This window comes from Streptomyces sp. BR123 (genome assembly GCF_013401435.1).
Lineage (GTDB): Bacteria > Actinomycetota > Actinomycetes > Streptomycetales > Streptomycetaceae > Streptomyces.
This window is the reverse complement of sequence record NZ_JACBGN010000065.1, coordinates 13,548-30,519: the sequence shown is the minus strand read 5'-3', so window position 1 is coordinate 30,519 and position 16,972 is coordinate 13,548. Positions and strand designations below refer to the sequence as shown.

The window sequence follows — 16,972 nt, the reverse complement described above, 5'->3', positions numbered from 1 at the left end:
GGGGAGTGGCGGAGGGCGGGGCCGAGGTCGAGCCCGCCGCCCCGCCCGTACTCGGGTCCGGGGACGGCGCGGGCGTCGGCGGGGGACTGGTGCCGGGTCCGGGGCAGCCGGGGCTGCTCTGCGCACACGGGTCGGCCACGGGCTGGCCCGCCCCGGTCCGCTGCGTCTGGTACAGGGTGATGACGGTGACCAGGACGAGCCCGGCCAGCAGCCAGGACGAGAGGCGTTTCCTGTCGTGCGTCACGGGCGCTGTCCCTTTGCCGTCGTGGTCGTGTCGGTGGGTGCGGCGCCGCGCAGGAAGCCCAGGCCGGGCAGCACGCACAGTGCGTAGGCCAGGGTGCCGGCCGCCCCCGTCGCGAGCAGTGCCGGGATGCCGTCGCCGAGGAGCCGTTCCAGGCCGAGGACCACGGCCGCCATGACGGCGCCGCCGAGGAAGGGCCGGGCGCAGGCCCGTGCCACGGTGCCCAGGCGGATCCCCGCACGGTGCAGGGTGACGAGGAACACCGGGACGACGACGGCGCCGGCGACCAGGACGTGCCCCTGGGCCACGCCCACGATCCCGTTCGAGTGCGCGCCGAACACCAGGACGGGGAGCAGGACGACCAGCCACAGGGCCTGGACCCCGATGAGGGAGCGGCGCCGTCCGACGGTGACCAGGCAGTCGTAGGCCAGTTCGCAGGCGATCCGGACCAGGCCCAGTGCCATCAGCCAGGGCAGCGCGGCGGCCGCGGGCAGCCAGCGCTCCCCGTAGACGAGGCCGACGATCGGCGCGGCGAGCGCGGCGAGCAGGACGCAGAGCGGCACGGTGCCGGTCATCACGACGCCGAGGGCGCGGACGAACCCGCCCGCCAGCGCGCCCGGGGTGTCGGCCAGCCGGGAGAAGCCGGCGAAGGACACGCGGCGGGCCGCCTCGGAGATGATCCGGACCGGCCAGCCGGAGATGTTGAAGGCGAGCACGTAGAAGCCCAGGGCCAGCCGGTCCAGGGAGGAGCCGACGACCATCGTGTCGACGTTGACGACGCCGAGGGCGAGCATACTGGCCCCGGCGAGCGGCAGTCCGAAACCCAGCAGGGCCCGGGCCTGGGCGGCGTCCCAGCCGAACCGCAGGGTGCCGGGGGCGGCGAGGCAGCAGCCGACGAGGGCGGCCGCGTTCCCGGCGACGGAGCCCCAGGCGAAGCTCATCGCACCCCAGCCCTCGACGGCGAGCAGCAGGGTCACGGCGGTGCTGAGGACGAAGTTGACGGAGTCGACGGCCATCCGCCGGCCCTGCGCGAACTCCCGGGTGAGGAAGCCGGCGGGCACCTGCGACAGCCCGTCGAGGACCACGCACACGCACATCACCCGCAGCACCCCGGTCGCCTCGGGGGACCCGAGCACGCGGGCCACCGCGGGGGCGGCCGCGAACAGCGCGGCGTACAGCAGGCAGCTGGAGACGGCGCTCAGGGTGAGGACGGTCGGGGCGAACCGGCGGGGGTCGCCCTCCCAGCGCACGATGGCCAGCGAGACGCCGAGCTCGTTGGCGGAGAACAGCACCAGCAGGACCGTCTGGGCGATCCCGTAGACGCCCCAGGCCTCGGGCCCGAGGAAGAACCGGGCCAGGATGATGCCGGTGGCGAAATTGCCGAGGCGCATGACCACCGTGTTGACCAGGCTCCACCGGGCGGCGGAGCCCACCTTGCGGCCCAGCGACGGCGCTTCGGGCGGGGCCGGGGTCCCGGTCGCGGGCCCGGTCACGACGGCCCCGCGCTGCCGGCCGCGGCCTCGGGGGCGCCCGCCCGGGCCGCCGCCTCGGACCGGGCTCCGGGTACGGCCTCGGACCGGGCCCCGGGCACGGCCTCGGCTCCCGGTTCGGCTCCGGCCTCGGGTCCGGGTCCCGGTTCGGCTCCCGCCTCGGATGCGCCGGGCCGGTGCCGGCCCGGCTTGGCGGGCGCACGGCGGCGGGCCTCCACGAAGAAGGTCGCCACCAGGCTGAGCACGAAGCCCAGCGCCCCCGCCATCACGAGGTACTGGAGCCGGGTCTTGGTCTGCGCCTCAGGCTTCTGCGGCGGGACGATCGTCGCCATGCGGATCATGGCGTCCGGGGTCACCTGCTGCTGGGCCTGGAACTCCTGCAGCCGCTTCTCGGCGTACGCGGTCAGGACCTGGTCCGACTTCAGGACCGCCCCCGGGTCGGTGCCGGTGACGATCAGCCACATGAACGGGCCCTGCGCGTTGTCGGCGATCTTCGCCTCGTACTCGCCGGTGAGACCCTGAGCCTTGAGGTCGGCCTTCGAGTCGTCGGAGTTGAGGTTGCGGGCGAGGCCGTCGGCCATCCCGGTGAGCGAGGCCTGGGTGCTCAGGAAGGGGTTGCCGTCGAAGGCCACCGTGGCCTTCCTGGAGTTCAGCAGGGTCACCGTGCTCTGGGACCGGTACTCCACCGGGACCAGCAGGTACACGCCTGTCGTGAGCGCAGCCGTGATCAGCAGTCCGGGCAGCAGGACGTACCAGCGCCTGCGCATGACCCGCCAGATCTCCGCGAGATCCATGGCTCTTCCCCCTCGCGGCGGCGCCGTGTGTGCACGCGCCGCCGCCCTGTCTGTGCGATGTGTACGGTTTTGCTTCTTGCAGTCGTGCCGTGGCGTGGTGCTACGTCGCCCCGGCCGTCAGGCCCGGGGCGAGGTCGGTGGGCCGCAGCCTGGTCCGCGCGGTCCCGCCCTCCAGCAGGATCCGGGCGATGCGTTCGCTGGCCTGCCCGTCCCACAGCGCGGGGCACCGCGGTGCGGGCGGCTCGTCGAGCACCCGGTGCACGACGGCCGTGATGCGGTCCGGGTCGGTGCCCGCGAGGACGTTCGTGCCCTCCTCGACGGTGACGGGCCGTTCGGTGTTCTCCCGCAGGGTCACACAGGGCACGCCGAGGGCGGTGGTCTCCTCCTGGACGCCCCCGGAGTCCGTGAGCACGACCCGCGCCCCGTCCTGGAGCGCGACGAAGTCCAGGTATCCGGCGGCCGGTACCACCCGGATGCCGCCCGGGACGCCGACGGCGGCCAGCCGTTCCGCGGCCCGCGGGTGCACGGGCAGCAGCAGCGGGCAGCGGCCGGCGATCTCGCCCAGGGCCTTCAGCAGGCCGCGCAGGGCGTCGGGGTCGTCCACGTTGGCGGGCCGGTGCAGGGTGACCAGGCCGTAGCCGCCGCGAGTGAGCCCGTACCGGTCGAGGACGTCCGAGGCCCTGGCCCGTTCGAGGTTGGCCAGCAGGGTGTCGATCATGACGTTGCCGACGACGTGGATCTGGTCCTCGCGGTACCCCTCCGCCCGCAGGTTCGCGGCCGCGTCGGGCGACGGGGCCAGCAGGTAGTCGCTGACCCGGTCGGTGGCGACCCGGTTGACCTCCTCCGGCATGCTCCAGTCCCGGCTGCGCAGGCCGGCCTCGACGTGGGCGAGCAGCGGGCCCGCCTTCGCGGCGACCAGGGCGCATGCCAGGGTGGAGTTGATGTCGCCGACGACCACGACCGCGTCCGGGGACAGCTCGCCGAGCAGCGGCTCGAAGGCCGCCATCACCCGGCCGGTCTGCTGGGCGTGGGTCCCGGACCCGGCGCCGAGGTACCGGTCGGGGGGACGGATGCCGAGGTCGCGGAAGAAGACGTCGTTCATGGACTCGTCGTAGTGCTGGCCGGTGTGGACGAGGACCACCTCCGCGCCGTGGCGCTCCAGTGCGTCCATCACCGGTTTGATCTTCATGTAGTTGGGCCGTGCTCCGGCCACGCAGACGATCCTGTTCACCGGCATGGCGTCAGAGCACCTCCACCGCGGGCCCGGACAGCCGGTTGCGGCAGTCGAGGACGAAGGAGGCGTGCTCGGTGACCATCGCGTAGTCGAAGGAGTCGTGGTCGGTGAGCAGGACGACCACGTCGGCGGCGGCCAGCTCCCGGCGGGTCGGCTCCACCCGGACGAGCCGGGCGTCGACCTTGATGCTCTCCACCACGTGCGGGTCGGCCGCGCGGACCCTCGCCCCCATGTCGAGGAGCAGCTGGGAGATGCGCACGGCCGGCGACTCCCGGGCGTCGCCGGTGTTCTTCTTGTACGCGAGCCCCAGGAGCAGGATCCGGGAGCCGTTGACCGAGCGGCGCCTGGCGTTGAGGGCGTCGATGACGCGGCGCGTGACGTACTCGGGCATGTGGTTGTTGATGTCGTTGGCCAGTTCGACGAAGCGGAAGCTCTGGCCCAGTTCGCGCTGCACCCGCCAGGACAGGTACGACGGGTCGATGGGCAGGCAGTGGCCGCCGACGCCGGGGCCGGGGGTGAACTTCATGAAGCCGAACGGCTTGCTGGACGCCGCCTCGATGGCCTGCCACACGTCGATGTCGAGGTGGCGGGCGAACATGGCGATCTCGTTGACGAGGGCGATGTTCACGTGCCGGAAGGTGTTCTCCAGCAGTTTCGCCAGCTCGGCCTCCTTGGGGGAGCGCACCGGCACCGTCTTGTCGACGAGGCCCCCGTAGAACGCCTCCACCGCCTTGAGGGAGGCGGCGTCCACGCCGGAGACCACCTTGGGGGTCTGCCGGAAGCCCCAGACGGCGTTGCCGGGGTCGATGCGCTCCGGGCTGTAGCCGAGGTGGAAGTCGGCGCCGGCGGTGAGGCCCGAGCCGTTCTCCAGGATGGGCCCGAACAGCTCCTCGGTGGTCCCCGGGTAGGTGGTGGACTCCAGGACGACGGTCGCGCCGGGCCGCAGGAAGCGGGCCAGGGTGTGCGCCGACTCCTCGATGTAGCTCAGGTCGGGGGCGCCTTCGTGCAACGGGGTCGGGACGGTGACGACGGCGACGTCGAAGCCGCCGCAGTCGCGCGCCAGGTCGCTGGGCCGGTAGGTGCCCCGCTCCAGCGCCCGGCTGATCCGCTCGCAGGACACGTCCTCCACGTAGGACTCGCCGGCGGCGAGGCTCTTGACCCGCCGCGCGTCCACGTCGTACCCGATCACCTGGTGCCCGACCTCGGCGGCCCTGATGGCCAGCGGGAGGCCGACGTATCCCTGTCCCACGACGACTACGCGCATCAGCAACTCCTGTTCGCGGAACCGGCAGCAGACGGTGTGCGGCGGATGAGCTCCCTGGCGGTCATGGCCAGGAAGGCGGCATTGGTGGTGAGGTAGCGCCTGCCCAGGCGCCGCGGCTCCTGGAGGGTGCGGTAGAACCATTCGAGCCCCATGCGCTGCCAGACCAGCGGGGCCCGCTTGGTGATGCCGGCCAGGATGTCGAAGGAGCCGCCGACGCCGTGCACCACGTGGGCGCCGGTGCGCTCGCCGTAGCCGGCGGTGAACATCTCCTTCTTGGGCGAGGTCATGCCGAGGAACAGCAGCTGTGCACCGCTGTCCGCGACGGCGTCGGCGATGCCGGGCTGCTCCGGGTCGTCGAAGTAGCCGTTGCGGCTGCCGGCCACGCGGAGCTTCGGGAACCGCTCGGCGATCCGGCCGAGCATCATCTCCAGGACGTCCTGCCGGGCGCCGAGCAGGTAGACCGGGATCTCCGCGGTTTCGGCGGCGGCGAGCAGCCGCATGAACAGGTCGATGCCGGCGACCCGTTCGGGCAGCCGTACGCCGAGGATCCGGCCGGCCCAGACCACCGCCTGCCCGTCGGCCAGGACGAGGTCGCAGCCCGAGACCGCCGACGCGAGGCGGGGGTCGCGCCGCATTGCGACCAGCTTGGCGGCGTTCACCATGCCGATCTCGATCTGCTCGCCGCGGCGTACCGCGTCGAGGCAGCGCTGCACGGTCTCGTCCATGGTCAGGGCGTCGAGTGCGACTCCGAAGAGGGACTGCCGTCGGCTCATCTCTGGACTCCCCCCAGCCAGGCGTGCAGCAGCCAGCCGAACTCGTACGGCCTGCACTCGCGGTCCACCGAGAGCGGGCGGAACAGCCGGTCGAGCGGGGCCAGCCGCGCCTGCGGTACCAGCCGCGTGGTGAGCCCGCGGGCGGCCCGGACGGCCTTGGCCGGGTCTCCGCGGTAGACCTTGCGCCAGGTGACCCCGTAGTCCTCCCGGATCATGGGCTCGCGCGGGGTCCCGTCGGGCCCGCTGATCTCGGGTACGGCCGCCATCCAGCCGAGGCCCCGGCGGACGGCCGCGCCGAAGTCGGTGCCGCCGGCGTCCGCGAGGTCGAACAGGGCGGTGGGGGCCATGGCGTGCTGGTGCACGCTGTAGACGGGGTAGCCCTCCACCATGCCGCCGGTGCGGGCGTCGTAGTGCCACCACCACTGCCCGCCGTCCCCCTGCAGGGTGCAGATCCGGGCGGCGCACATGTTCGCGGCCCGCAGGGCCTCCGGGTCCGGGCCGCTCGCGTGCAGCCGGGCCAACGCCTGGACCGGGTAGGTCTGGTCGGCGAAGCAGGCCACGTGCGAGCGGTAGCCGGGGACCAGACCGGGGGCGGTGGCGTGCGGGAACAGCGGGCTGTCGGTCGTCGCCCTCGATCCCAGCAGGCGGTCGCGGGCGGCCGCGAGACGGTCCTCCACGTCCACGGTCGTCCGGGCGGCGACGAGGGCGGACAGCACCCAGGCCGCCTCGACGGTGTACTGCGGCCGGCCGGGGTCGTCCAGTGCGGCCACCCGGTCGAGGGCGTCCGCCAGCTTGGGGTGGCCGGTCTCGGCGGCGGCCCAGGCGATGAGCGCCGCGTCGCCCAGGTTGTCGACCCCGGGCAGCCGTTCCACCAGCAGGTTCGTGAACGCGGCGGCGGTGTGCCCGCCGAACACGGCCTGCTGCCGGTCCTCGGGCAGGTACTGCGCGCCGAGGGCCGTGATGGCCGCGTACCGGGTGCTGGTCCCGCGCTCCTCCACCCGGCGGGTGCCGTCGGGTGCGACCGTCCCCGCCCGCGTGAAGACGAAGGTCTCCGGCCCCTGCAGGTACATCTGCGGCAGGCCCGCCTCGGCGAGCGCGAGCAGGCGCTCGGCCAGCGCGTGCAGCGACGGGTCCTCGTGTGCCAGTGCTCCTAATCGTGCGGCGGTCACCGGGTCCCCACCCCGGCTTCCCGGGTGCCCCGCGCCCCGCGGCCGGACCCCTGTTGCAGGGCCGGGCTGTACGGCTCCAACACACCTACCCCCTCTGAAATAGCCGTTCCGGGAAGGGGAGCGCGCATGACGGCGCGCGCGTCGGCGGTGACGTTCTGATCGCCCCGGGACGCGGCCGTCCGGGGCCGCCCACTGGATCCCCCCAGCGATGCCCCGGACCGGAGCACGCGCGGACGGCAGCGCCGTGCAGGCGCGTCAGCGCGCCTGCCGCCACTTCGTCCGCGATGCCCCCGCCGTGTACAACCCCCCACTGAACAAAGCCTGTTGCCTGTTCAGAACCCGTGTACAGGGACAAGGTATGCCCAAGGTTGTTCGTTGATTGCGGTTTTGGGGAAATGCCGGTGGCCCAAATTCCGACGGTCCGTCAGCCGGCCCCAGCGGCCCCGCTCCCGCCCGCGCTCCGGGCCCGGCTCACGGTCGGGACGGCAGGGGCGACAGGGGCGGGAAGGGGCCGGGTCAAGTGGACGCCTTCTCCGGCTGCTCGCCCCGTTCGGCCAGCACCCCGTCCGCCTCCTCGTACAGCGCGCCGGTGCGCGGGCACTCCCACACACCCGGCTCGCCCCGGCTCTCCACCAGGCGGACGCCGGCCCGGCCCACCCAGCCGATCCGGCGGGCCGGCACCCCCGCCACGAGAGCGAAGTCGGGCACGTCCCGGGACACCACCGCCCCGGCCGCGACCAGCGCCCACCGCCCGACGCGCACCCCGGCCACGCAGACCGAACGGGCCCCCAGGGAGGCCCCCTCGGCCACCACCACCCCGGCGGCCTCCCAGTCGTCGCCGCGCTTGAGGCGGCCGTCGGGGTCGACGGACCGGGGATAGAAGTCGTTGGTGAGGACGGCGGCCGGCCCGATGAACACCCCGTCGCCGAGTTCGGCGGGCTCGTAGACGAGTGCGTAGTTCTGGAGCTTCACCCGGTCCCCGATCCGTACGCCGGGGCCGACGTACGCCCCGCGCCCCACGATGCAGTCGCGGCCGAGCCGTGCCTCCTCCCGCACTTGAGCCAGATCCCAGACGGTGGTCCCGTCCCCGAGCTCGGCGGTCCCGTCGACTTGGGAGGAGGGTTGAATGCGGACACTCACGGGGCGGTCCCCTTACGCTCGCGAGGCATGCGGACACGCGCCGCAACCGGCGCACGGAGGGAGCATATGCACCCGCGCCCCGCCCCGCCCGGCACATCAACCGATCGCTCCCACAACGGACTTGGCGTAGCCGGTAACCGGTAACCGTCAGTGGGTAGTCTGCGCGCCGACGGCGTCGACAGCAGCAGCGAGAGACCGGGGAAGCACATGGAGGACGGCGTACACCGCCACCGCTGGATCATCACCGCCGAGAGGCTCGCGGAGCACCACGGGGACGACGGCGGGCAGGTGGAGACCCTCAGCGAGTTCGAGGGCACCCGGGAAGAGGCCGAACGGGCACTGGAACAGGCCGCGCGCACCATGGTCGTCGGGACCTTCCTCCAGGAGCGCCGCCGGCTCGTCTACCGCCAGGTCGACGGCTCCTACCTGGTGCGCTGCACCGGCCGGATGGGCGGCTGGCACACCCGGGTGGTGCGCGCCGCACACCTCGTCTGGGACTCGGCTGCCGAGGAAGCGGGCTGACGGGCAGTCGGCTCCTGCCCGGTGGGAAATGCGTTGACGGGCGGGCCGCGGGCGCGTTCACATGGCCGGTACGCACACCGACTCCCGCTGCCGGAAGGGGAACCGTGCCCGCAGCCAAGATGCACGCCGACGAGCCGGACACCGACACCTCGCTCGTCCACCGCCTGGTGGCGGCGCAGTTCCCGCGCTGGGCGGGTCTGGCCGTGAAGCCGGTCGACTCGCACGGCACCTCGCACGTGATGTACCGGCTCGGCGAGCGGATGGTCGTCCGCCTGCCCCGGACCGCGGGGGCGGCCGAGGACATCGAGCGGGAGTGCACCTGGCTGCCGCGGCTCGCGCCGTCGCTCCCGGTCCCCGTTCCCGTGCCGCTGGGCCGGGGCGAGCCGGGTGACGGCTATCCCTTCCCGTGGGCCGTGTACCGCTGGCTCGACGGCGAGGTCCCGGCCGCCGGCCGGATCCCGGACCCCGGCCGGCTCGCCCGGGACCTGGGCGGTTTCGTCACCGCGCTGCGCCGGATCGACCCCGCGGGCGGGCCCGCCTCCTACCGCAGCGAGACCCTGGCCGCGCGGGACGCCGCCACCCGTACCGCGATCGCGGGCCTGCGGATCCCCGCCGACGCCGACGCCGAACCCGCCGCGTTGACCGCCGCCTGGGAGGCCGCGCTGCGGGCCCCGGAGTGGCCCGGTCCGCCCGTCTGGATCCACGCGGACCTGCAACCGGGGAACCTGCTCCTGTCCGGGGACCGGCTCGGCGCCGTCATCGACTTCGGCTGCATGGGCCTGGGTGATCCAGCGGTCGACCTGCTCCCGGCGTGGTACGTCCTGCCCGCCGGGGCCCGGGACGCCTTCCGGGCCGCCGCGACCGTCGACGACGCGGCCTGGGCACGGGGCCGCGGCTGGGCCCTGTCGGTCGCGCTCCTGGAACTGAACTACTACCGGGACACGAACCCGTCGATGACGGCCACCGCCCGCCGCGTCGTCCACGAGGTCCTCGCCGCCCCCCGGCAGGGGACACGGCCTACGCCAGACCGTCCGTGGCCCGGAGGTTCCGGCCGGTGATCCAGCGGCCGTCGGGGCCGATGAGGAACGCGATGACGTCGGCCAGGTCGGCCGGCCGCCCCAGTCGGCCGAGCGGGGCCATGCCGGCGACGGCGTCGAGCGCCTGCGGCGGGTTCGTGCCGCGCAGCATCTCGGTGTCCATCGCGCCGGGGGAGGGTGTTGACGGTGGTGCCGCGCACGCATCGGCGGCCTCCACCAGCTGCTCCGGCCCCTCCGGCTCCGACAGGTCCACGCGCAGGGCCCGGGCGCGGCCGCCGTCCGCCTCCACGGTCCGTACGACCTCGGCCGCGGCATCCTCGCGGGTGGAGTGGTCGAACACCACGTGCGCCCCGTCGCGGCACAGGCGTTCCACCACGGGCGGGCCGATGCCGCGCGACCCGCCGGTGACGGCTGCGTTCCTGCCCTTGAGCACGGCGCCTCCGAAGCTGCGCGTTCCGGTACGGCCGTCATCACCGCATGCCGCGGCCCGCGCGAGCCCAGCGGGCCGCAGGTCACACGCGGTAGACCGGCGCCAGGTGGACCGGCAGCGGCACGCCGTACGCGGCCCCGTCCGTGTAGTGGCCCCCGACGGGGCGAGGACACCGGACCCGGTCACGAAGCGCCGCGCTGCCGAGTCCATGGGTCGGCCGCGTTCCGCCCCGGCCGGCGACCGGGAGGGGCCGGGGCGGAACGGCCACGGGCGCCCCGGCGGAGGTTGCCGGGGCGCCCGTGGCCGTGTGCCGGGTGGCGTCGAGCGGGTCAGCTGCCGACGGAGGCGTTGCCGGAGAGGACCGGGATGTTGCTGAGGATGTGCGAGGCGGACTCGTCGCCCTTGGCCTGCGTGGAGTTCTCGGCGCACTGCTGGTTCATCGGGTTGGACAGGACGGGGACGTCCTGGACGCCGATGATGGAACCTTCCCCGAGCAGCGACTGGATGTTCACCTTCGCCGGCAGGGCGATGCACGGCTTGTTGGCGGAGCCCTGGATGAGGGAGGCCTGCGGGCTCAGGGCCCCCTCGGTCTTCTGGTTGCCGTAGATCTGGGCCGAGTCGTTGCCGTTGACGGTGTTGACGCCGTTGTCGTTGCCGATGGCCATGGCAGGGGAGGCCAGGGCGGCGCCGGCGCCGAGGATCGCAGCGGCGACAGCGACCGTGTGCGCGGCCTTCTTGAACATGCTGTTCCCTGTTCGTCGTAGGGGAGCGGAGTTGCTCGTACGTGGACAGGAACCGCGCCCGCAGCCAGAAGTTCCGCTCCACCACCCGCAGGAGTGACGGCCGGGGCCGCCTCCGCAGCCCCGGCGAAGCCCGTCCGCAGGGGTCCGTGTCCCCGCCGAGACGAGCAGGATCCCTTCGGCCGGGCACAGCCGGTGCGTGATCCGCGCCGCCGCATCGCACGGCACCACGGTGACCAGGCCGCACGCCGCCGCCCTCCCGGCACCGTCCGCGGCAGGACGGGCCCCACGGCGGGATCCGCCGTGGAACCGCCGTCCGGGGGAGGCCGTACGGCCCCGGACCGGACCCGCAGCTCACCGGTGCGCCGCGCGTCCCACAGGTGCCCGGTGCAGGTCCGGGCGGAAGCGCCTGCCGGGTCGGGATCGGGAGGGGGGCCGGCACAGGCCTCCGGGGGCGGAGCAGGAGCCGTCACACAGCGCGAGGCTCGGCCGGCTGTTGCCAGGCAATTCCCCGGCCCGGCGCAGGGGGCGCGTTCCGGGGGCTAGGGTGGCCGCCATGTCCGCCCCCGATCTGATCCGCATCGTCTCCCGCGACTCGCCCATGGCCCTCGCCCAGGTGGAGCGCGTCCGCAGAGAACTGGCCGTACTCCACCCGCACACCGCCACCGAGGTCGTCGCCGTCAAGACGACCGGGGACAAGTGGATGGGGGACCTGGCCGCCGTCGACGGCAAGGGCGCCTTCACCAAGGAGGTGGACGCCGCGCTGCTGGCCGGGGCGGCCGATCTGGCCGTCCACTGCGTCAAGGACATCCCCGCCGACCGCCCCCTGCCCGCCGGCACCGCCTTCGCCGCGTTCCTGAAGCGCGACGACATCCGCGACGCCCTCGTCCATCCCGCCGGGCTGACCCTTGACGAGCTTCCGGCCGGCGCGCGCATCGGCACGTCCTCCGTCCGCCGGGCCGCCCAACTGGCCGCGAGCCACCCGCACCTGACCTGCGTGCCGATCCGCGGAAACGCCAACCGCCGGCTCGACAAGCTCGCGGCGGGCGACGCCGACGCGCTCCTCCTCGCCGTCTCGGGCCTGGAGCGGATCGGCCGCCGGGACGCCGTCAGCGAGGTCCTGTCACCGCAGCGGATGTGCCCGCCGATCGGCGCCGGCGTCCTCGCCCTCCAGTGCCGCGAGGACGACACCGCGCTCATCGAGGCGGTGAGCGGCCTCGGCGACCCGGCCACGCACCGCGAGGCCGCCGCCGAGCGGATGCTGCTGCACGTGCTCCAGGGCCACTGCAACGCGCCGATCGCCGGATACGCGTCCACCGAGCGCGACGGCGAGCTCGCGCTGTACGCGAAGGTGTTCACCCCGGACGGCAAGCGGGTCCTGCGGGCGCACGAATGGGCCGGACCGCTCGATCCGGCCACGCTGGGCACGTCCGTCGCCGTCGCCCTGCTCCGCCAGGGCGCACGTGACCTGATCGACGGGATCCCCCACTGACCCCGGACCGCGCCGCCGCGCCGGCCGGGGAACCGGTCGCGGGGAAGCGGTCGTGGGGAAGCGGTCAGCCGGTGAGCCCGTTCCGTACGGAACGGGTCGCGCCGAAGCCGCTCTCGTGCACCCAGACGTGGGTGCAGCCCGGGCACTGCAGGTGCAGCAGGCTTCCGGTGTTCGTCAGCAGGTACCGCCAGTGCTGCGAGCACGTCCGCCGCGTTTCGCACGGCTCGCAGCCGCGGGCGTCGTCGCAGTTCGGGCAGGCCACCCAGGCCCGGCGGCCGGGGTCGGCCTGCGGGTCAAGCGGAAGCACGGCCGCCGCCTTCGCGCCGGGGCAGCACTCCGGCCGCGACGAGGTCCTCGTACACCCGCTGCTGTTCGGCGTCGAGGCCGGAGTACAGCAGGTCGTACGCCTCCTCCTCGCCGCGCATGACCTCGACCGGATCCCAGTCGGGCCCGAGCGCGTCGAGGATCTGGGCGCGCCGGAGCAGCTCGTGCGCGGAGAAGTCGATGTCGAAGCCGGTCGTCCCCGGGCCGTCAGGTATGCCGGCGGGGTCGTGGGGCAGGTCGTGGGGGGCCATACCTCAGGAACTTAGGTAAGCCTTCTTTTCCGGGTCAAGGGAGGGTGTGCGGAGTCACAGCCCCGGACGGCGCCTGCCGGCCGCCGCAGCGGGGTAGGTACGAGCCGGTGCGCCTGCGGGCGCCCGGCGGGGCGCCGGCAGGTGCCGTGAGGAGGAGGGCGCGGTGGCGGGGGACGGGAACACCGCGGCGCGGCGGCGCCGGCCCGGCCGTACGGGGCCCGACCTCGCGGCGGCCGCACTGACGCTGACCGTGGCCGCGGTCGTGGTCCTCGCGGCCGTCGGGAACCTGACGGACTTCGGGACGAACCGGGAGTTCGTGCGGCACGTCCTGGCGATGGACACCACCTTCAGGGACCCGGACCTGATGTGGCGCGCCATCGACTCGCCCACCGTGCACACCGCCGTGTACGTCCTGATCATCGGATGGGAGTGCGCCGCCGCGGCCGTGCTCCTCCTGGCCGTGCTCCACTGGGCACGGGGGCTGCGCCGGCGGGACTGCGCGCGGGCGCGGGCTCTGAGCACCGTCGGCCTGGTCATGGTCGTGCTCCTCTTCGGGCTCGGGTTCACGGCCGTCGGAGGGGAGTGGTTCCTGATGTGGCAGTCCGCGGACTGGAACGGGCTGGACGCAGCGCACCGGAACCTGATGCTGGCCGCCTCGGCACTCCTGACCCTGCACGTCCGCCCGGTCGGCCCCCGCTGAGGGGTGCCGGCCGAGGGCAGGCGGTGGGAGTCTGGCGCGGCCGGCTCAGCAGGGTGTGCCGGGCCGTGTCGGCCCGGTCCCCGCCCCGGCACGAGGCAGAGCAGAGTCGCGGTGGCCCCGGCGGCGGGCACGATCACCCCCGCGGTCGACTGCCCGGCAAGGCTCCCGTCCCCTGGGCAGCGGTCCGGCCGGCTCAAGGAGATCCGGGCCTTCGACCCGGAGCGGCAGGGCCGCTGGTCGGCCTCGGCCGGGGGACGAGTCACGATCACCCGAGCGGAGGTCCGGGATCAGCTCTCGGGGGCCATGTCGTACGTGACCCACATCGTCCGGGTGGCCACCTGGTCGTACTTGCCCCGGGCCCGGTGGTTGTCGTCGGCGGTGATCCAGCGCACCACGCTCCAGCCGCGCTCGGCGGCGATCTCGCGCAGCCGGGCGAGCAGCAGGTCCGCCGCGCCCGAGCCGCGCCCGGCGGGGTCGACGAACAGGTCGTCGAGGAAGCAGCCGACCGTGGCCGACAAGGGCCGGGCGAACGGCCGGTAGTGGGCCAGGCCCACCAACCGGCCCTCGGCATCCTCGGCGACGAGGGCCTGCACCTCGTGGCCGGGGTCGTTCACCCAGGACCACACCCGTCCGGCCGTCTCCTCGGTCTGCTCGACCCGGTAGAAGTCGGCGTACCCGCGGTAGAGGGCACGCCACCCGTCGAAGTCCCCCGCGCGGACGGTACGGACCTTGATCCCGGCCGACATGGCCTCACACTCCCCGGTTCCAGACGACGGACGCACCCGCACGGCCCTGCGCGATGCGGGGGCCGGTGCCGGGTGCCAGGAGACGATCATCCGGGCAGACGCCCCGCCCGGGCTGCTTCCGGGGTGTCGAAAAGCGCTGCCCCCGATGTGCCGCGCCGGACAATGCGCCGGAGCCGCTCGCCGTGCCCGCGCACGCCGGAGGCTGCGGAGCGTCCGGAACGGAACACGCCATGGCCGGGGTTTTTCGATCGACAACACCCGCTGTGTCAGCGATGGTTGCGCGATGGAGCACAAGATCACAGTTGCGCCCGGAATCACCCTCTGGGGCGAGGAGCACGGCGATCCGGCCGCCCCGCCCCTGCTGCTCATCATGGGCGCGAACGCCTCGGGTCTGGCCTGGCCGGACTCCCTCGTGGCCGCCCTCGCCCGCCGCCACCGCGTCATCCGCTACGACCATCGCGACACCGGCGCTTCCACCTGGTCCTTCGACGAGCACCCGTACGGGATCACCGACCTCGCCGACGACGCGATCGCCGTACTGGACGCCCTCGGCGCCGACGCGGCCCACGTCGTCGGCATGTCCATGGGCGGCATGCTCACCCAGCTGCTGCTGCTCGACCACCCGGACCGGATCCGCTCCGCCACCTTCATCGGGACCATGGCCCTGGACGGCGGCCCGGCCGGGAGCGAAATCGCCCCCGAGGTCGCGGCCGTGTGGAACACCATGGCCGACCCGCGCGACCGCGCAGCCGAGCTCGACTGGCGGGTGGAGCACTGGCGCGTCCTGGGCGGCGGGGAAATCCCCTTCGACCCCGAGGAGTTCCGCAGGTCGGAGGAGCGGATCATCGAGCACTCCGGGCGCCACGAGTCCCCCACCGCCCATGCCCGGGCCGGTACGGAAGGCCTCGACCGGGCGTCGGAGCTGGCCGCCGTCGCCGTCCCGGCCCTGGTGGTCGACTCGCCCCGCGACCCCGTCGCCGGGACCGCCCACGCGCGCCACCTGGCCGGCCTCCTCGGCCGCGCCCGGGTGGCAACCGTCCCCGGCCTCGGCCACGCCCTGCCGGAGTCGGCGGTACCGCAGCTCGCCGAGCTGATCCTGGAACACACCGCCCGCAAAGGCTGAGGGGCCGTCCGGGCGGTGGGCGGATCACTCCGTCCCGGCCCGGCCCGGACGGATGACCGCACCCGCCGACTTCGAACAGGGGCTGCGCCTGACGAACGAGGGCCGCCGTTACGAGCGGCAGGTCCCGACCGGCCCCACTCACGGCTTCTCCTGACCGGCCGCCGCGCCGGCCCTGATCCCGGCCGCCCTCCGGCCGCCGGGGTCAGGGCCGGATGCCGTCGCAGGCGATCCACAGATGGCGCGGCCCGCGCAGCACCGCGTTCTGCCGGTAGGGCGGCGGGTCCTCCAGCAGGCGCGGGTTCTCCAGCCGCCGGGCCAGCTCGCCCAGCGCCCTCTGAGCCTCCAGCCGGGCCAGCGGGGCTCCGAAGCAGCTGTGGATGCCGCTGCCCAGGCCCAGGTGCTGGATGTCCTTGCGGTCCGGGTCGAAGCGGTCCGGGTTCTCGAACCGCTGCGGGTCCCGGTTGCCGGCGGCCAGCATCAGCCACATCGGGGAGCCCTTGGGGATGGTCACCCCGCGCACCTCGATGTCGACCAGCGGGGTGCGCTGCGGCAGCAACTGCACCGGCGGCTCGAACCGCAGCAGCTCCTCCACCATCGGCACCGCCAGCCCCGGTTCGGCACGCAGCCGCTGCAGGACGTCCGGGTTGCGCAGCAGCGTCAGCATGCCGTTGGTGATCAGGTTGACGGTGGTCTCGTGGCCGGCGATCAGCAGCAGCGCGGCCGTGCTGAGCAGCTCCATGGTGGACATGGACAGGTCGCCGTGCCCGGCGGCCAGCCGGGACAGCATGTCGTCCTGCGGGTTCTTCCGCCGCTCCTCGATCAGCCCGGCCAGGTACATGCCCAGTTCCATCCGGGCGTCGTGGGTGACCTTCTCCCGCTGCTCCGCGTCCGCGTCCGGATCCGGGTCCAGGCTCGCTGCGAGGGTGTCGGCCCACACGTGGAACCGGGCCTCGTCCTCGCGTGGTACGCCGAGCAGCCGGCAGATCATCGTCACCGGGAACGGGTACGCGAACTGCTCGACGATGTCGACGCGTTCGGTGCCCTCGCCGCTGCCGGAGGTCCCGTCCGCGATGTCGTCGATCAGCCCCTTGACGGTGTCCTCCAGGTTCCCGCGCATGTCCTCGATCCGGTGCGGCGCGTGCGGCGGCCCGAACGGGCGGTTGGTCAGCCGGCGCAGCCGGTCGTGCTCGGGCGGGTCCAGCTTCAGGAAGCTCGGCGGCAGGGCCCCGCCCTCGCCGCCCTCGCCCTCCTCGCCCAGCGGGTCCGCGCCGCCCGCCGTCCGGTTGCGCGGGTCGGAGCTGAGCCGCGGGTCGTGGAGCAGGCCGCGTACCTCGTAGTACGTGCTGATCACGTACGGCCCCTCGCCGTCGTGGTGGACCGGCGTCTTGCGCAGCTCCTCGTACAGCGGATACGGGTCGGAGCGGTTGGCGTAGTCCAGGATGTCGGTCAGGATGCCTTGTTTCATGTCGGTTCCAGGTTCCTCCGGAGGGCGCGCGGGTCGG

General features: G+C 73.9%; 18 protein-coding genes and 1 pseudogene. 5 read left to right on the top strand and 14 right to left on the bottom strand.

The features are described from left to right. The 8 genes and pseudogenes from HYE82_RS13560 to HYE82_RS13525 all read right to left on the bottom strand — a co-directional run. Positions 1-244 (bottom strand): annotated as a pseudogene (locus HYE82_RS13560) (hypothetical protein); the annotation flags it as partial. Next, the gene (locus HYE82_RS13555) at positions 241-1,734 is read right to left on the bottom strand and encodes an oligosaccharide flippase family protein (RefSeq protein ID WP_309144305.1); all 1,494 of its coding nucleotides are present in this window, start codon (positions 1,732-1,734) and stop codon (positions 241-243) included. The gene HYE82_RS13555 and the pseudogene HYE82_RS13560, both read right to left, overlap by 4 nt. Next, positions 1,731-2,525: a chain length determinant protein gene (locus tag HYE82_RS13550; RefSeq protein WP_256987170.1), complete on the bottom strand. Its 795-nt coding sequence runs from the start codon at positions 2,523-2,525 to the stop codon at positions 1,731-1,733. The genes HYE82_RS13555 and HYE82_RS13550 overlap by 4 nt, the downstream gene beginning before the upstream one ends. 100 nt (positions 2,526-2,625) lie before the next feature. Further along, on the bottom strand, positions 2,626-3,762 hold the full coding sequence (gene wecB, locus HYE82_RS13545; protein WP_179174265.1) for a non-hydrolyzing UDP-N-acetylglucosamine 2-epimerase: 1,137 nt from the start codon (positions 3,760-3,762) through the stop codon (positions 2,626-2,628). A 4-nt stretch (positions 3,763-3,766) separates the two neighbouring features. Then, a complete protein-coding gene (locus tag HYE82_RS13540) occupies positions 3,767-5,023 on the bottom strand; it encodes a nucleotide sugar dehydrogenase (RefSeq protein ID WP_179174264.1) in 1,257 nt (418 codons plus the stop codon). After that, the gene (locus HYE82_RS13535) at positions 5,023-5,796 is read right to left on the bottom strand and encodes a WecB/TagA/CpsF family glycosyltransferase (RefSeq protein ID WP_179174263.1); all 774 of its coding nucleotides are present in this window, start codon (positions 5,794-5,796) and stop codon (positions 5,023-5,025) included. Before HYE82_RS13535 ends, HYE82_RS13540 begins: the two co-directional genes overlap by 1 nt. Further along, on the bottom strand, positions 5,793-6,965 hold the full coding sequence (locus tag HYE82_RS13530; RefSeq protein ID WP_179174262.1) for a hypothetical protein: 1,173 nt from the start codon (positions 6,963-6,965) through the stop codon (positions 5,793-5,795). The genes HYE82_RS13535 and HYE82_RS13530 overlap by 4 nt, the downstream gene beginning before the upstream one ends. Before the next feature lie 516 nt (positions 6,966-7,481). Further along, positions 7,482-8,105, bottom strand: coding sequence for an acyltransferase (locus HYE82_RS13525; RefSeq protein WP_179174261.1), 624 nt, complete (start codon positions 8,103-8,105; stop codon positions 7,482-7,484). 150 nt (positions 8,106-8,255) lie between these two features. On the opposite strand from HYE82_RS13525, the gene HYE82_RS13520 reads away from it, so the two are divergent. Beyond that, on the top strand, positions 8,256-8,627 hold the full coding sequence (locus tag HYE82_RS13520; protein WP_179174260.1) for a hypothetical protein: 372 nt from the start codon (positions 8,256-8,258) through the stop codon (positions 8,625-8,627). Between the two features lie 119 nt (positions 8,628-8,746). Next, positions 8,747-9,685: an aminoglycoside phosphotransferase family protein gene (locus HYE82_RS13515; protein ID WP_179174269.1), complete on the top strand. Its 939-nt coding sequence runs from the start codon at positions 8,747-8,749 to the stop codon at positions 9,683-9,685. Here the strand turns inward: HYE82_RS13515 and HYE82_RS13510 are convergent. Further along, positions 9,645-10,097 carry an SDR family oxidoreductase gene (locus tag HYE82_RS13510; RefSeq protein WP_309144304.1) on the bottom strand — a complete coding sequence of 151 codons (453 nt, stop codon included), beginning with the start codon at positions 10,095-10,097 and terminating at the stop codon, positions 9,645-9,647. The two genes, HYE82_RS13515 and HYE82_RS13510, sit on opposite strands and share 41 nt — an antisense overlap. Positions 10,098-10,423: 326 nt before the next feature. After that, positions 10,424-10,837 (bottom strand): rodlin, encoded by a 414-nt coding sequence (locus tag HYE82_RS13505; RefSeq protein WP_179174258.1) that lies wholly within the window; start codon positions 10,835-10,837, stop codon positions 10,424-10,426. Between the two features lie 553 nt (positions 10,838-11,390). On the opposite strand from HYE82_RS13505, the gene hemC reads away from it, so the two are divergent. After that, positions 11,391-12,326 carry a hydroxymethylbilane synthase gene (hemC, locus tag HYE82_RS13500; RefSeq protein WP_179174257.1) on the top strand — a complete coding sequence of 312 codons (936 nt, stop codon included), beginning with the start codon at positions 11,391-11,393 and terminating at the stop codon, positions 12,324-12,326. A 64-nt stretch (positions 12,327-12,390) separates the two neighbouring features. Here hemC and HYE82_RS13495 read toward each other — a convergent pair whose 3' ends face one another. Then, on the bottom strand, positions 12,391-12,633 hold the full coding sequence (locus HYE82_RS13495) for a hypothetical protein (protein WP_179174256.1): 243 nt from the start codon (positions 12,631-12,633) through the stop codon (positions 12,391-12,393). Continuing rightward, complete coding sequence (locus HYE82_RS13490; protein ID WP_179174255.1) at positions 12,620-12,901, bottom strand: DUF6400 family protein; 282 nt, start codon at positions 12,899-12,901, stop codon at positions 12,620-12,622. The genes HYE82_RS13495 and HYE82_RS13490 overlap by 14 nt, the downstream gene beginning before the upstream one ends. A gap of 163 nt (positions 12,902-13,064) precedes the next feature. Here HYE82_RS13490 and HYE82_RS13485 point away from each other — a divergent pair, with 163 nt between their 5' ends. Further along, on the top strand, positions 13,065-13,601 hold the full coding sequence (locus HYE82_RS13485) for a DUF2165 domain-containing protein (RefSeq protein ID WP_179174254.1): 537 nt from the start codon (positions 13,065-13,067) through the stop codon (positions 13,599-13,601). A gap of 287 nt (positions 13,602-13,888) precedes the next feature. Here the strand turns inward: HYE82_RS13485 and HYE82_RS13480 are convergent, their stop codons facing one another. After that, entirely contained in the window at positions 13,889-14,347 is a 459-nt protein-coding gene (locus tag HYE82_RS13480; protein WP_179174253.1) for a GNAT family N-acetyltransferase, read from the bottom strand. Positions 14,348-14,630: 283 nt separating this feature from the next. Between HYE82_RS13480 and HYE82_RS13475 the strand changes: the two genes are divergently transcribed. After that, positions 14,631-15,470, top strand: coding sequence for an alpha/beta fold hydrolase (locus tag HYE82_RS13475; RefSeq protein ID WP_179174252.1), 840 nt, complete (start codon positions 14,631-14,633; stop codon positions 15,468-15,470). Between the two features lie 202 nt (positions 15,471-15,672). Here HYE82_RS13475 and HYE82_RS13470 read toward each other — a convergent pair whose 3' ends face one another. Next, positions 15,673-16,935 carry a cytochrome P450 gene (locus HYE82_RS13470; protein ID WP_179174251.1) on the bottom strand — a complete coding sequence of 421 codons (1,263 nt, stop codon included), beginning with the start codon at positions 16,933-16,935 and terminating at the stop codon, positions 15,673-15,675. Between the last annotated feature and the right edge of the window lie 37 nt (positions 16,936-16,972).